Here is a 15,266-nt window from a genome sequence, read left to right as displayed (position 1 = left end):
GCAGGTGGGTCCTATGCATCATTTCGAAGTCATCGCCGAGATGGGTCATGAGCAGGTCGTCTTCTGCCATGACAAGGCATCCGGGTACCGCGGTATCATTGCCATTCACGACACGACTCTGGGTCCTGCGCTCGGCGGGACCCGTTTCTGGAACTATGCCACCGACGAAGCCGCGTTCATCGACGCGCTCCGTCTTTCCCGTGGCATGACATACAAGAACGCCGTTGCCGGCCTCAATCTGGGCGGTGGCAAGGCGGTGATCATCGGCGACAACAAGACGCCGCAGCGGGAGATGCTCTTCCGCGCGCACGGCCGTTTCGTCGATTCCCTCGGTGGCCGGTATGTCACCGCCGAGGACGTGGGCACGTCGGTCGAGGACATGGACTTCGTGCACATGGAGACCACCCATGTGGCCGGTATCGGCTCCAAGTCGGGTGATCCGTCGAGTGTGACGGCGCATGGGGTGTTCCGGGCGATCGAAGCCTCGGCGTTCCAGCGCTGGGGCAGCGACTCGCTCGAAAGACGCACCGTGGCGCTGCAGGGGCTGGGGCATGTGGGATACCACCTGTCCAAAGAACTGCATGCCGCGGGCGCGCAGCTCGTCGTGACGGACATCGACGCGGCGCGCATCCAGCGTGTGGTGGACGAGTGCGGTGCACGGGCCGTGGCGCTGAACGATATCTACGGCGTCGACGCGGACATCTTCACGCCCTGTGCGCTGGGTGGCGTGATCAACGACGACACGATTCCGCAGCTCAAGGTGGAGATCGTGGCGGGGGCCGCCAACAATCAGTTGCTCGAGGATCGTCATGGCGACGAACTCGAAGCGCGCGGCATCCTGTACGCGCCCGACTACGTGGCCAACGCCGGCGGGGTGATCAACGTGTACAGCGAACTGACCGGCTGGAGCCGGGACCGGGCGCTGCGCAAGGCCGACGAGATCTACGAGACCGTCCTCAGCGTCTTCCGGATGGCGAAAGACACCAGCATCCCCACCTATCAGGCGGCGGATCGTGTGGCGGAGCAGCGCATTCAAGCCGTGCGCGGTATGATCAGAACATGGCCGCAGTATCCCAACAAGGAATCCTGAGCGGGGCATCGACGACTATGGTGGACGTGGCACACCCGGGTGAACGCATTCCAATCGCGTCCGATCACGCCGGTTTCGAGCTGAAGGAGCGCCTGCGCACGGTGCTGACCGAGATGGGCTACACCGTCGACGACATCGGCACGCACAGCACGGCGAGCACCGACTATCCGGACTATGCTCACCCGCTGTCACAGCAGGTTTCGGACGGCGTGGTGGCGCGTGGCGTTCTGCTGTGCGGCACCGGATTGGGCATGTCCTATGTGGCCAACCGGTATCCGGGTGTGCGCGCGGCCGTCTCGTGGAGTCCCGAGATCGCCGCGCTTGCACGCAAACACAACGATGCGAACGTGCTGGTGCTGCCGGCCCGTTTCGTGTCCGATGAAGATGCCATCGCGATTCTGCGCACCTGGCTGGATACGCCGTTCGAAGGCGGCCGTCACGAAGGCCGGGTGGCGAAGATCGAACAGACCAACGAACACGGGGAGACTTCCCCGGGGAGAGGGGCATGAGTGCAGGAGCCAGCGCCCACTGGTCGCAGTGGGATCGCCTGCCGCCAGGCGATGCGCTGACCGCGGCTGATCCGGAGATCGCGCACCTCATCGAGGAGGAAATCCAGCGGCAGAGCGATGGACTCGAACTGATTGCCAGCGAGAATTTCGTATCGCCCGCGGTGATGGAGGCGATGGGATCGCCGTTGACCAACAAGTACGCCGAAGGCTTGCCGGGCAAGCGGTACTACGGCGGCTGCGAAGTGGTCGACAAAGTCGAACAACTCGCGATCGACCGGCTCAAGCAGCTCTTCGGCGCCGAGCACGCCAATGTGCAGGCGCACAGCGGAGCCTCGGCCAACGCGGCGGTCTTCCTCGCGTTCCTGAAGCCGGGGGACACGTTTCTGGGCATGGATCTGTCGCAGGGTGGACATCTCACCCACGGCTCGCCCGTGAACTTCTCGGGGCTGCTGTATCATGCGGTGTCGTACGGTGTCACCGACGAAGGACTGATCGACTACGATCACATGCGGGCACAGGCCCGTGCGCACAAGCCGAAGATGATCATTGCCGGCTACAGTGCGTATTCCCGCGTGATCGACTGGCAGGCGTTTGCCGACATCGCGAAGGAAGTGGGCGCGATCTTCATGGTGGACATGGCGCACTTCGCGGGGCTTGCGGCCACGGGGGTGTATCCGTCGCCGGTGCCGTACGCCGATGTGGTGACGAGCACGACACACAAGACGCTGCGCGGACCGCGTGGCGGCATCATTCTCTGCAAGGCGGAGCATGCGAAGGCCATCGACAAGGCTACGTTCCCGGGCATGCAGGGCGGACCGCTGGAGCATGTGATCGCGGCCAAGGCGGTCGCGTTCGGCGAGGCGCTCACCCCGGCATTCGTCGACTACAGCCGTCAGGTGGTGGCGAATGCGCAGGTGCTGGCCGGTGCCCTCGTGGAGCGGGGATATCACATCGTGTCCGGCGGCACCGACAATCACCTCATGCTCGTGGATCTTCGCAACAAGGGGCTCACGGGCAAGGTGGCGGAGAAGGCGCTCGATGCCGCGGGCATCACGGTGAACAAGAACACGGTGCCGCGCGAAACGCAGTCGCCGTTCGTCACGAGTGGTATCCGCATCGGCACACCGGCCGTGACGACGCGCGGCATGGACGCCGATGCCATGCGACAGATTGCCGCACTCATCGACCGGGTGCTTTCGGCGCCCGAGGACGACGCCACGATCGCGGCAGTGAAAGCCGACGTGAAGGCGCTGGCCGACCGCTACCCGCTGTATCGGGCGGTTTCGCCCGTCTGACGGGAGTGTGCGGGGCGGATATCGCCGGTCGGAAATGACGATTCTGACGCTTCCGGGGGCGCCGGCTGATGGGTGTATAGCCGTGCGCGCCCGGAATCGGTAAATTTTCTGGCTCAACCCTCATACCGGGAGCAGGACCGAGTGACCGAGCTGGCGTTCCGTGAAGGCATCATGGACCAGATCCGTCTGCGAGAGCAGCGGTTCGACGAACGTGCATATCTGTTCGTGCTCTCGTCGCTCGAGCACTGTCAGACGCGGCTCACCGAGCGGCGGCACATCACCGGGCCGGAACTCGCCTGCGCCTGTCGGGAGCTGGCCATGCAGCGCTTCGGCGTGATGGCCCGTCTCGTGCTTGAACACTGGGGTGTGCGTTCCACCAGCGATATCGGTGACATCGTCTTCACGCTGGTCGATCTCGGACTGCTCATCAGTCAGCCGCAGGACTCCCGCGACGATTTTCTCGGTGTGTTCGATTTTGCCGAATCGTTCGAGCGCGAATATCCCTGGAGTACGGCGCACGTCTGAATTGCGTGTCACCACGGCCGCCGAAGCGGCGGCCCGCGATCGTGCGGCCATCGAAGCCGGAACGCCGTCCTTTGGATTGATGCTGCAGGCCGGTACGGCCACCGCGTCGCTCATTCTGCGCGAGTACGCCGATCGTCTCGCCGATGGCGTGGCGATTTTTGCCGGTGTGGGCAACAACGGGGGCGATGCCTACGTGGTGGCGGCTCAACTGGCACGGGCCGGTGTGGCCGTGCGCCTGTATGCGAACGGTCCCCCACGCATGGGGGATGCCCGTCGGGCGGCCGCGCTGGTGCCGGAGCGCGGGGTGGTGTCCATGACGGTTCTGATGTCGGTCTCCCTGTCCGCACGCATGACGGGCGATGCATCGACGTCACCGACGATGCGTGCCACCGCCCGTGTGGGTGTGGTGGTGGACGGTCTGCTCGGCACCGGTCATGCGGGTGTCCTGCGTGAATCCGTGCGCGGCGCCTGTGATGTCATGGCCAGTCTCCGTGCCGACGGCGCGCGGATAATCGCGCTCGATATTCCCACCGGACTCGACGCCACATCGGGTGACATTGCCGACGGATCGGTGCCAGCCGATTGCACGGTGTGTTATGGCACGATCAAGCGCGGCGTGCTGTTGCAGCGTGGTCACGCGGGGCGGGTGGTGCTGGTGGATATCGGACTGGGCGCGCATGCGGATCGTGTCGGCCGCGGCGAGCGCCCCAGTGGGCACGACGGGGCGTCCGACGAAACGCACGATGCCACGCACGATGCCCCGTACGACGACCGGGCCTGGCGATGGCTTGGCGTGAGCGACCTTGCGGCCCGTGTGCCGCCCATCGATTGGAACGCGCACAAGGGGCGCCGCGGCCGGGTGCTGGTGGCGGGCGGTGAGATGGGCATGGCCGGTGCGGTGGTGTTCGCCGCGCGCGCGGCGCTGCTGGCGGGAGCCGGTGTGGTGCACACGCTGGTGGATACGCAGAGTGTGAGCGCCGTGCAGGCACTGTGTGAGGCCGCGCTGGCACATCGCTGGCCCGCGCTCGATGGACCGTCTTCCGCGTCAGGCGCGGTGCATCAGGCCACGCCGGTGGGTGCGATGCGCGAGGATATCACGGTGGATGCGGTGGCGATCGGCCCGGGACTCGGCCGTTCGCGGCGCTCGGGGCTGGTGCTGCAGCACGTGCTGGCACGACACCGCGAGCGGCCGATGGTGCTCGACGCCGATGCCCTGTGGCATGCCGCCGATGCGGCGCAGACGCTGGGGATCGATTCGGCCACTCTGCTTTCCCACTGGTTGCGCGATGTGCCGCGGGCAGTGTGCACGCCGCATCCTGGAGAGTTCGCACGCCTGACGGGCGCACCGCTGCCCGACGCCTGGGATGAGCGCGTGATGCTGCTGCAGGACTTCGTGCATCGCGCCGGTGTGACCGTCCTGCTCAAGGGCACGCCCACGCTCGTGGCGTCTCCGCACACGTCCGTGCCCACGGTGGTCCCGCATGGCACCGCTCTGCTGGCCACGGGCGGCAGCGGTGACTGTCTCACCGGACTCGTTGCCACACTGCTCGCACAGGGAATGTCGGCGCACGATGCGGCCGTGGTGGGTGCGTCGGTGCATGGTTGCGCGGCGGAAATGGCAACCGCCCGTGCCGGTGTCGTGCGCGGGAGCACGCTCGACGATCTCCTGGCGGCCATTCCGGGTGTGTGGCGCGCGCTGGCGATTCCTCCGGTCACGGCGCCATATGTGATCGCGGAGTTGCCGGCGCCGGCATTGCGGTAACGGGGGGACGTCAGTGCATCTCATGAGGCGGGAAGGACGACGGCACGCGGTGGTGCGTGCGACACGCCATGCCATCCGTCATGCGCCATGGTCTGCGATAGCATATGCGGTCTTGCAGACGGCATCATATGCGTCGTATGCGTCGTATGCGTCGTTGCTGATCGCCATGGCCGCCTGCGCGACAGGGGGTGCCGGTGGTGTCGACGGTACCTCGGGCGCGTCATTCGGTGGCTACGGTCGGCGTGATGAACGGGTGCGCCTGGGCAGCTTCACATCGGTTCCGGCGGTGGCCGTCTCCCGGCGCTATGTGTATGCCGCGGGTACGAGCGGATTGGCGGTCTACGACCGGGTGTTCAATCGCTGGCTGCCGCCGTTGTCTCCGGGGGATGGTCCCGACGGTGCCCTCTTCGAACAGCAGATCACATTGCTCGCCGGCGATCCCACGGAGGATGCCCTGTGGATCGGCGCACCCGGGGTGGTGTCGGTCTATCGTCCCGACACGGAACAGTTGCAGCGCACGATGGTGGTGGGAGTTCCCGACTTCATCGCATTCGATCGCAGTGGCAACGGCGATGTCATCGTACGCAGTGGTGGACAGTTCCTGCGCATCTCGCGGGTGGGCATCACGACGCCACTCTCGGGTGCTCCGGCGCTGTCGACCCTGATCGTGCCGAAACAACTGGCCGATCTGTACGGTCAGTTTCCGGTGTTGCGCACGCAGCCGCAGATCTTCCTGCGCAATCAGCTGCCCGACCGGGCCCTTCGGCCGGCGACGCTGCTGTCGGGAACGGCGTCACCGGATCGCAGCAGTGAACTGTGGTTGGGCACCGACGGCGAGGGACTCTTCCGGTTCGACCCCACGTTTCTCGAGGCCACGGCACTGCCGTATGGGCTCATCGACCCCGGCGTGGGCGCGCTGGCGCCGGCGGCCGATGGGGTGTGGGCGGCGGGACTCGGTGTCGCCACGCAGACGCTCTCTCCCATGAACGCGGGCAATCGCGCCGGTGCACGTGGTGGTCTGAGTTTCGTGGCCAACGATCTGCAGCGGTTCCGCTGGATCGATGGCACCATCAATGTGCCGCTGGTTGGTGTGCGCAGTCACGCACTGGCCACCCGCGGCGCAAAGGCATGGATCGGCACCGATCGTGGACTCGTGCGCATGCAACTCGATGGACGCAATGAACTGCGGGCGTGGACCACGTTCGATGGATTGCCGGACAATCGTGTGCTCGCCGTGGCGCCGCGCGATGAGGGCGTATGGATCGGGACACCGCGCGGGGCGGTGTTCGTCTCCGATTCGGTGACCGGTCCATCCCGCGGTGTGGGAGCGCGCTGGCTCGACAACGTGACCGTGCATGCGCTGCTGTCGATGGGTGACACCCTGTGGCTTGGCAGCGAGGCCGGGCTCGTGGCCGTCGAACACCCGATGGCCGCGGGCACGCTGCTGCGTCCGGCCGATGGGGATCCGGCGCTGCGCCGTCCCGTGCGCGCACTGGCGTGGAGTGACAGCGTGCTGCTGGCCGCCACCGACGACGCGGTGCTGCAGATCGCCCCACGTGGCGGGCGGGCGGCGTTCCGGCTGGATGCACTCGATCCGCGACCGGTGGGTGCGGTCACGCGTGTCGGCGTGGATGCACGCACCATGTGGGTGGCCGGTGCCGACGGCGTGCTGTTCGTGTCCCGTCATGACGGACACGCGCGTTTGCTGCGGCGCGGGATCGAGGTGAGTGGTCCGGTGTTGGATGTCGTGGCCGGTGAATCGTGGTGGTGGCTCGGCACGCCGCAGGGCCTCGTACGACTGCGACGGACGTCCGACGGATTGATGCCATGAACACCCACATGTCGCAGCCGGAAGATCGCGAGACCCATGTGCCGTTGCAGGAACTCCTGCCGATGCGATCGCATCAGGCCATGGGCGAAGGGCACGAATTCGATACCATTCGCATGCTGATGGCGCGATGGGGTGATCTCGCCGCCGATATCGGCGATGATGCCGCGGTGCTGGCACCGACCGATGGCCAGCGGGTGGTGTCCACCGACGCGTGTGTGGAAGGCGTGCATTTCCGTCGCGCATGGCTCAGCCCGTTCGATGTGGGCGTCCGTGCCGCGGCGGCGGCGTTGAGCGATCTCGCGGCCATGGGTGCGCGAGCCGAGTATGTCCTGGTGGCGTTCGTGGTGCCCGATGATTGGCGGGCGGCACTGGGCGCCGTGGCCGATGGCATCGGCACCCAGGTGCGTCGGGCCGGTGCCCGCATCGTCGGTGGCAATCTGAGTCGCGGGTCGGCATTCGGGATCACACTCACCGTCATCGGTTCGGCGGCACGCCCCGTGCCCCGTTCCGGAGCACAGGCAGGCGATCTGATCGCCGTCACCGGAACGCTGGGCGGCCCCGGCGAGGCGCTGACGTCATGGCTACAGGGCACGGCGCCATCGGAATGGGCACATCGGCGTTTTGTGCACCCCGAGCCACGTTTCGTGGAGGGGATGCTGCTGGCCGAAGCCGGAGCCACGGCCATGCTCGACATCTCCGATGGCCTGGCGGCCGACGCACGTCACATTGCCGCGGCCAGCGGTGTACGGCTCGTCATCGATCCGACGCTGCTGCCATTGGGTGAAGGCATCCGGCCGGAGCAGGCGCTGGCGAGCGGCGAGGAATACGAACTGCTGGTCACGCTGCCCGCGGCGGCGCTGGACCGGTTGCAGCATGTGTGGCCCGAGCGGAGTGGTATTCCGCTCACCGTGATCGGGCGGGTGGAGGCGGAGCGGGAGAACGGGGAAGGTGCCGGCACCGACGGTCGCGTCGGAGGACATGATCATTTCGGCGACGGGCTCGTCGATGTCGTGGATGTCGTTGAAAAGGGTCGTCCGATGGGCGAACTTTGAGACAATGTTCCGGACTGCTCTCACCACCGTGGCTCTGCTGCTCGGCACGATCGTGTTCGGGTCGATCGTGCTGCTCGCGCGGCTGGTGGGTGTGCCGCAGGGCAAGGACAGTGTCTACGAAAAGGCGCCGCGTTGGTGGGCCTGGTGGCTGTTGCGCGCGGCCGGTGTGAAGGTCGTGGTGCATGGCGCGGATCGGCCGGTGTCCGGATCGCGCGTGTATATCGCGAATCACGTGAGCTGGTTCGACATTCCCGCGATGATCGAGGTGCTGCCGCACTACGGATTCGTTGCCAAGCGGGAACTGGAGAAGATCCCGCTGTTCGGGCCGGCGGCGCGCGCCGTGGGGGTCATCTACATCGATCGCGAGAACCGCAAGGCCGCGTTCGGTGCGTATGAAGATGCCGCGCAGAAGATCCGCGAAGGACGTTCGGTGCTGGTGTATCCCGAGGGGACGCGTGGTGTGTCGTACGCCCTGCGTCCTTTCAAGAAGGGGCCGTTCGTGCTCGCCATCGGATCGGGTGCACCGATCGTGCCGGTGGTGGTGCATGGCACGATCGAAGTGAACCCCCGTGGCGAGTTCCGCGCGTCGCCCGGGACGGTGCATGTGCATCTGCTGGAACCCATTCCCACCGAGGGACTCACCTACGACGATCGTGACGCACTCGGCGAGCGTGTGCGTGAGCGCATGGCCGAGTGCCTGCGCGAGCAGTATGGTGTGAATCCCGCGCTCGTTTCGCGCGAAGCACGATCGACGTCCGCGGCAGTCGATACCCTCCGTCCTCAGAACTCATAACTTCCCGTCATCATGGCCCCCATCATTTCCGTATCCGCCCGCGAAATTCTCGACTCCCGCGGCAACCCCACGGTGGAAGTCGACGTCATTCTCGAGACTGGAGCGGCCGGGCGGGCCGCGGTGCCCAGCGGAGCGAGCACCGGCGAGCGTGAAGCCGTGGAACTGCGTGATGGTGATCCGTCACGATACCTCGGCAAGGGCGTGCTCAATGCCGTGAACAACGTCAACACCGAGATCAACGAAGCGCTGGAAGGCATGGATGCCACCGACCAGATCGCGGTGGATCGTGCGCTGCTCGACCTCGACGGCACCGAGAACAAGGGACGTCTCGGCGCCAACGCCATGCTGGGCGTGTCGATGGCGGTGGCCCGTGCAGCCGCGCTCGAGGTGGGACTGCCGGTGTACCGGTATCTGGGCGGCCCGATGGCCCGCACGATGCCGGTGCCCATGATGAACATCCTCAACGGCGGCGCGCACGCAACCAACACCGTGGACTTCCAGGAATTCATGGTGATTCCGGTGGGTGCCGATTCGTTTGCCGAAGGACTGCGCATGGGCACGCAGGTGTTTCATCAGCTCAAGAAGGTGCTGGTGGCGCGCAAGCTGTCCACCGGCGTGGGCGACGAAGGCGGTTTTGCGCCCAACCTCGCGAGCGACGAAGAGGCGCTGAAGATCATCGTCGAAGCCATCGAAGGGGCCGGCTTCCGTCCCGGTCACGACGTCGCGCTCGCCCTGGATGTGGCGGCCAGTGAGCTGTTCCAGAACGGCCAGTATCACTTCAAGAAGAGCGGCGCGGCGTCGCGCAGCGCGAAGGACATGGCCGAACTGTATGGGGGGTGGCTGGAGCAGTATCCCATCGTGTCCATCGAAGACGGCATGGCGGAGAACGACTGGGATGGCTGGAAGCTGCTGACGGAGCAGATCGGCGACCGTTGTCAGCTGGTGGGCGACGATCTCTTCTGCACGAACAGCGAGATTCTGGCCAAGGGCATCGAGAACGACGTGGCGAATGCGATCCTGATCAAGGTGAATCAGATCGGCACGCTCACGGAGACACTGGAAGCGATCGAACTCGCGAAGTCGGCGGGATACAACTCGATCATCTCGCATCGGAGCGGCGAGACCGAAGACACGTTCATCGCCGATCTCGCGGTGGCCACGCAGGCAGGTCAGATCAAGACCGGCGCGCCGTCGCGCAGTGATCGTGTCGCGAAGTACAACCAGCTGCTGCGCATCGAAGAGCAGCTCGAAGGCTATGCGGAGTATCCTGGTGGCGCGATCTTCGGGATCTAAGTCGGGCCGGTCGACGAAAGGCGGTGGCCTGTCGTCGTTGTTGAGCTCCGTGTGGGTCCGGCGCCTCCTGTGGGGCGTCGGCACCCTCGCGGTGCTCGCGTTTGCCGTGGAAGGGGGTGAGTACGGCACCTCCGATCTGTTCACGCAGAAAGATCGGAAAGCCGAACTGGAAGCCGAACTGGAAGAGTTGCGCGATTCGGTGGCCGTGCTGAAGACCGAGCTCAAGGCGATGACCACCGATCCGGTGCGACTCGAGCGGGTGGCGCGCGAGGAGTACGGGATGGTGAAGGGCGAGAAGGAGATCCTCTATCGCCTGAAGAGTGCGGACAGCGTGCGCAGCACCGACAGCACACGTGGCGGGCGTGGGCGTGTGGATGAGCCCGTCGGGGTTGACTCCGGGCGATCGGTGGCTAATATCCCAAGACTGCCGCGGGGTGGAGCAGCCTGGTAGCTCGTCGGGCTCATAACCCGAAGGTCGCGGGTTCAAATCCCGCCCCCGCCATGTTCAAACGGCCGGTCCGCAAGGGCCGGCCGTTTGTGTCCCGGAGAGCCGCGCGGACGTTTTGTGCGGTGTGGGTTCTGGGGCTGGGTAGCTCAGCCGGTTAGAGCGCACGACTCATAATCGTGAGGTCGAGAGTTCGAGTCTCTCCCCAGCTATGCCATGTTGTCGTGGTATTCACGGTACGGTCGGTATGAAGATGAAAACGGCGGCGATCCCCGAGGATCGCCGCCGTTTTGTATGTGACGCTATGCCGGAGAGGCATTGTCCGGCTCGGCGGATATCAAAGGAAAGGCGGCCGGATCACGAATGGACCGCTACCAACAGCAGCCAGAAGCCGTGGCGGGATACGTGAGTGACCTCAGCCGCCGAAATGGCGTTTCCATGCATCGCGGATTTCCTTCCGTCTGACGTACTAGCGGGTGAAGCAAAAACCTAATATTGAATACAATTCTGCATCCAATTATTTTCAGGCACCTCAGACTGCGAACCACCCCCATCCCCATGCGACTCATGCGTCACGCCTCCGTGATTGCGCTGTTGGCTGGCGCGCTGGTCCTGCCCGCATTCGCGCCTTCCGCCGCCGGCGCGCAGGATGCCCGGGCCATCGTGCGCTATGCCGACTCGGTCGCCAACGCGGCGGTGGCCGAGCATCGCACGGCGGGAGTTTCGGTGGCGGTGGTCAAGAACGGCAAGCCGATCGTTCTGAAAGGATACGGCTTCGCGGATCTCGAGAATGACGTGCCGGCCACGGCGCAGACGGTCTATCGCATCGGCTCGGTCACCAAGCAGTTCACGAGTGCGGCCATCATGCGGCTGATGGAGCAGGGCCGGCTCACACTCGATGACACCATCCAGAAATTCCTGCCCGGATATCCGGCGCAGGGAAACCGCGTTACGGTGCGGCATCTCCTCAATCACACGTCGGGTATCCGGAACTACACGAGCATGGGGCCCCGGTGGGAGCGTGTGATGCGTCTCGATCTGGCGCCGGACACGATGGTGGCGCTGTTCGCCAACGAGCCGTTCGACTTCAAGCCCGGTGACGCCTATCGATACAACAACTCGGGCTACTTTCTGCTCGGCGCGATCATCGAGAAGCTGAGTGGCAAGTCGTATGGCCAGTATGTGCAGGACGAATTCTTCACCCCGCTGGGGCTCCGGAACACGGTGTACTGCGATCAGGCGCCGCTCATCAAGCGGCGTGCGCAGGGATATGTGCCGACGCCCGATGGCAAGTCGTTCATCAACGCCGAGCCGCTGAGCATGACGCAGCCGTATGCCGCGGGCTCGTTGTGCTCCACGGTAGGCGATCTCGTGACGTGGACCCAGGCGCTGGCGGGCGGCAAGGTGGTCAGTGCGGCTTCCTACCGGATGATGACGACGCCCGGAACACTGAACGACGGCAAGCCGATCACCTATGGCTTCGGACTGGGCATGGGTGTGCTGGCTGGACACCGCCAGGTGAGCCACAATGGCGGCATCAACGGGTTCATTTCCGAACTGCACCACTATCCCGACGATTCACTGATCACCGTCGTGCTGACGAACACCAGCGCGCTCACGGCGGTTCAGGTCGAGCGTCTCGTGGCGCGACGGGCACTGGGCATCAGGGATCTGTCCACCGTTCCCATCGCGGCGTCCGCGCTCGAGCGTTTCGTGGGAGAGTACGGCACGGGTAACGGCCGCACACGTATCTTCGTGGAAAACGGCCGTCTGCGCGCGCGGCAGGGACCACAGCCGGCGTTCGGTCTCAAGCACGTCGGGAACGAGCGTTTCGTCCGCGACGACAACGACGAGGTACAGTACGAGTTCGCCCCGGGAACACCGGCGCCGAGTTTCGTGAGACGTCAGGGGAACAACAGCGCGACGGTCACCCGCGTGGTGCCCTGAGGCGATCGACACCACGACCGGTCATCGACAGAAGCGCGTCGACAATCAACAGCCCCGCGCAGAAACAGCGCGGGCCTATCGCATCAACCCCATCTCGTACGCCATCCGCTGTTCCCACATGGGGTCGCCCCCGAACAATCCGTCGGGGAATCGCCGGAACTGGAACAGCTCCTGCGCGATGGCCACGTTGGTGTACTGATTGAGTGCCAATCCGGCAAGGTACTGCAGACGCAGACTGCGATCGGTGTTGATCTCCGCGCCCTCGAGATAGGGCGCCAGATCCTGCGCGCGGCCGGCATAGGTGGAGAACAGGTTGCTTAGGGACGTGAAATTCGATTCCACCAGCGACTGCCGCACGCGGTCGTATCCCGGATCCGCCGCGCGGATCTGCATGACGCCGAGGTCGATGCGGGTGGGTTCGCTCGTGCCCAGCAACACGAGGTCGTAACCGCCGTCCGGCGTGTTGTTGGCCCATATCGTGCCGTTCGGGAACACTTCGAAAAAGGTCGCGATCTCGCTCTTCACGGCTTCGGGCGTGCTCTCGTACAACGGCACCCACTGCGTCACCACGCCGCCGGGTTTGAGCAGCTTCTTCACGGCCTGGAAGTATTCCCGTGTGTACAGCGTGGCCGCACCTTTCACCCATGGATTGATGGGATCGCTCGTGATCACGTCGAACTGTTCATCGGCCGTGAGCACGAAGCTGCGCGCATCGTCGAAATGGATCTGCGTGCGCGGATCGTTCACCACGTTGTTGTTTTCCTTCGTGAACCAGGTCGAGACCACCTGAGGTACGAGCGGTTCGAGTTCACACACCACCAGGCGTGTGACCGTGGGATAGGGGAGAAACGAACCGGCAGTCACCCCCGCACCGAACCCCACCACGAGCACCGATTGCGGATTGGGGTGCACCAATGCCGGAATGTGCGCCAGCATCTTCTGCAGGCGCATGTCCTGCATGAGACTCGATGCTTCCACTTTGCCGCTCACATGGAACTGGATGGCGTCGTTGCTGAGCAGTCGGGTGACGGCCACCGAGCTGTTCATGCCTTCTCCCACATAGAGCATCTCGGATTTGCCTAGCCAGGTGACGGCCCAGCGACCGTGCGCCACGAGTTCGCCAGGTAATGCCGGTGTGAGCACGATGAGTATCGCGGCCAGCACCGGTGCGACGATCAGGCCAACCGGGCGTGATGACGATCGCCCGCGCACCGTGAGATAGGCCAACACACTGGCCACCGCGGCAAGCGCCATGAGCAATCGCTGGGTGTTGCGGGTCCCGATGCCGGGCACCAGCAGCAGACTGCACACGACGGCGCCGAGAATCGCGCCGACTGTATTCGCCGCATACACCCGTCCTACCAGCCGGGCGGGGTCTTCACCGGGCACGGCCACGGCAGCCAGCGCCAGCGGAAAACTCGCGCCCCACAATACGGCGCTGGGCAGGACCGCCACCGCGCACCGGAAGAGATCGAATTGCAGGTTGTACCACGCACTGGGGGCGAGACTCGGATTCACCGGCCAGTTGGGCAATGCGAGATAGATGATTGCGGCAGCCCAGGCGATCCCGAGTACGGCGAGCAACTGCACACGCGCCAGGGCTCGGGCATTGACCTGCGCCGCATCGGTGCGTGCCGCGAGGGCCGCACCTCCGGCACTCCCGAGTCCGAGGCCGGCGAGAATGACGGCGAGGATCATGGAGAACGTGTACGTGCTCGCGCCGAACGTCAGCGACAGGAGACGCGTCCACACCACTTCCGCGGCCAGCGCACAACCGCCGCTCAGCGCAATGGCGACATAGATGTAATTGCGGGTGCCAAAGTCCTGCGCGGCAGGCACCGAATCCGAACGGTCCGCGACCTCCGGTGATGCGGAACGCGCAGCCGATGGTTCACCCGGCGTACGCGCGGCGATCATCGTTGCCACCGCTGCGACCAGCAGGTTGCCGGCCGCCGCCACCCACGTCGCCACCGTGGAATCGTGCAGCCGCAGCAGATAGAAGCCGGCCAGCAGCGAACCCACCACCGCGCCCAGCGTGTTGCCGCCGTAGAAGAATCCCAGCCAGGCAATGCCGCGGGGCGAACTCTCCACCCAGCGCGCGATGGCGGGCAACGTGGCACCCATGAGGATCGTGGGCGGGAGCAGACAGAGACCGGCGACGATGGCACGCAACGCGATCGCCAGCGCACCATGGCCCACCGCCGGGGAATACAGCGTGCCGATGGTGGGAATCAGCAGCAGTTCGGCCAGCCCGATGACGCCGATGCCCACTTCCAGTGCGGCATACCGCCGGAGTGGGTGCTGACGGCCCAGTCTTGCGGCGAGACGGGGGTATCCCAGACTGCCCAGGCACATGCCGCCCATGAAGGTGGCGAGCAACACACCCAGCGAGATGGCCGAGGAGCCGATCACCAACTCGAGGAGCTGGAACCAGACGACTTCGTAGATGAGGGCACTCGCTCCACTACCAACGAAGAGCACCAGCAGGAACGGAAGCGCCGGACGGATGCGGCGATCGAAGTCGGTGGGAACGGTCATGCCGCAAATTGTGGGACGAAGAGCACACTGGACAGTGAGGTCGGCCGAGCCATCGGTGCCATTCGAAGGATGGCCGATTGATGACTGTTCGGTACAGAACCAGCGGTACCAACGTGCGGAACCTGCTGCATATTGCCCGTGCGTGGTTTCAAACGTTGTTCCTTGTCGCTCTCTCCACACCCTGTA

Annotated in this window: 12 protein-coding genes and 2 tRNA genes; 13 read left to right on the top strand and 1 reads right to left on the bottom strand. The window is 65.2% G+C overall.

Annotated elements, in window-relative coordinates; all coding sequences use genetic code 11:
- The first annotated feature begins 13 nt into the window (after window positions 1-13).
- From WG208_RS08930 to WG208_RS08870, 13 genes are all read left to right on the top strand, one after another.
- A complete protein-coding gene (locus WG208_RS08930; RefSeq protein ID WP_337170991.1) occupies window positions 14-1,090 on the top strand; it encodes a Glu/Leu/Phe/Val dehydrogenase dimerization domain-containing protein in 1,077 nt (358 codons plus the stop codon).
- Window positions 1,091-1,107: 17 nt separating this feature from the next.
- Window positions 1,108-1,599, top strand: a complete 492-nt coding sequence (gene rpiB, locus WG208_RS08925; protein ID WP_345786979.1) for a ribose 5-phosphate isomerase B — start codon at window positions 1,108-1,110, stop codon at window positions 1,597-1,599.
- On the top strand, window positions 1,596-2,894 hold the full coding sequence (gene glyA, locus WG208_RS08920; RefSeq protein WP_337170989.1) for a serine hydroxymethyltransferase: 1,299 nt from the start codon (window positions 1,596-1,598) through the stop codon (window positions 2,892-2,894). The genes rpiB and glyA overlap by 4 nt, the downstream gene beginning before the upstream one ends.
- A gap of 141 nt (window positions 2,895-3,035) precedes the next feature.
- Complete coding sequence (locus WG208_RS08915; protein WP_337170988.1) at window positions 3,036-3,419, top strand: Minf_1886 family protein; 384 nt, start codon at window positions 3,036-3,038, stop codon at window positions 3,417-3,419.
- A 1-nt stretch (window position 3,420) separates the two neighbouring features.
- Window positions 3,421-5,181 carry an NAD(P)H-hydrate dehydratase gene (locus tag WG208_RS08910; protein ID WP_337170987.1) on the top strand — a complete coding sequence of 587 codons (1,761 nt, stop codon included), beginning with the start codon at window positions 3,421-3,423 and terminating at the stop codon, window positions 5,179-5,181.
- A 112-nt stretch (window positions 5,182-5,293) separates the two neighbouring features.
- The gene (locus tag WG208_RS08905; RefSeq protein WP_337170986.1) at window positions 5,294-7,012 is read left to right on the top strand and encodes a hypothetical protein; all 1,719 of its coding nucleotides are present in this window, start codon (window positions 5,294-5,296) and stop codon (window positions 7,010-7,012) included.
- Entirely contained in the window at window positions 7,009-8,064 is a 1,056-nt protein-coding gene (thiL, locus tag WG208_RS08900; protein WP_337170985.1) for a thiamine-phosphate kinase, read from the top strand. The genes WG208_RS08905 and thiL overlap by 4 nt, the downstream gene beginning before the upstream one ends.
- A 4-nt stretch (window positions 8,065-8,068) precedes the next feature.
- Entirely contained in the window at window positions 8,069-8,857 is a 789-nt protein-coding gene (locus WG208_RS08895) for a lysophospholipid acyltransferase family protein (RefSeq protein ID WP_337170984.1), read from the top strand.
- Window positions 8,858-8,869: 12 nt separating this feature from the next.
- Entirely contained in the window at window positions 8,870-10,150 is a 1,281-nt protein-coding gene (gene eno / locus WG208_RS08890) for a phosphopyruvate hydratase (RefSeq protein ID WP_337170983.1), read from the top strand.
- The gene (locus WG208_RS08885; RefSeq protein ID WP_337170982.1) at window positions 10,128-10,601 is read left to right on the top strand and encodes a septum formation initiator family protein; all 474 of its coding nucleotides are present in this window, start codon (window positions 10,128-10,130) and stop codon (window positions 10,599-10,601) included. The genes eno and WG208_RS08885 overlap by 23 nt, the downstream gene beginning before the upstream one ends.
- A tRNA-Met gene (locus WG208_RS08880) sits at window positions 10,579-10,652 on the top strand. Before WG208_RS08885 ends, WG208_RS08880 begins: the two co-directional genes overlap by 23 nt.
- Before the next feature lie 81 nt (window positions 10,653-10,733).
- Window positions 10,734-10,807 (top strand) — tRNA-Met (locus WG208_RS08875).
- Between the two features lie 346 nt (window positions 10,808-11,153).
- Window positions 11,154-12,542 (top strand): serine hydrolase domain-containing protein, encoded by a 1,389-nt coding sequence (locus WG208_RS08870; RefSeq protein ID WP_337170981.1) that lies wholly within the window; start codon window positions 11,154-11,156, stop codon window positions 12,540-12,542.
- 75 nt (window positions 12,543-12,617) lie between these two features.
- On the opposite strand, the gene WG208_RS08865 is transcribed toward WG208_RS08870, so the two are convergent.
- Window positions 12,618-15,080 (bottom strand): fused MFS/spermidine synthase, encoded by a 2,463-nt coding sequence (locus WG208_RS08865; protein ID WP_337170980.1) that lies wholly within the window; start codon window positions 15,078-15,080, stop codon window positions 12,618-12,620.
- Between the last annotated feature and the right edge of the window lie 186 nt (window positions 15,081-15,266).

This window comes from Gemmatimonas aurantiaca, from assembly GCF_037190085.1.
Lineage (GTDB): Bacteria > Gemmatimonadota > Gemmatimonadetes > Gemmatimonadales > Gemmatimonadaceae > Gemmatimonas > Gemmatimonas aurantiaca_A.
Note: the sequence above shows the minus strand (reverse complement) of the source record. Positions and strands in the feature narration are given on the sequence as shown.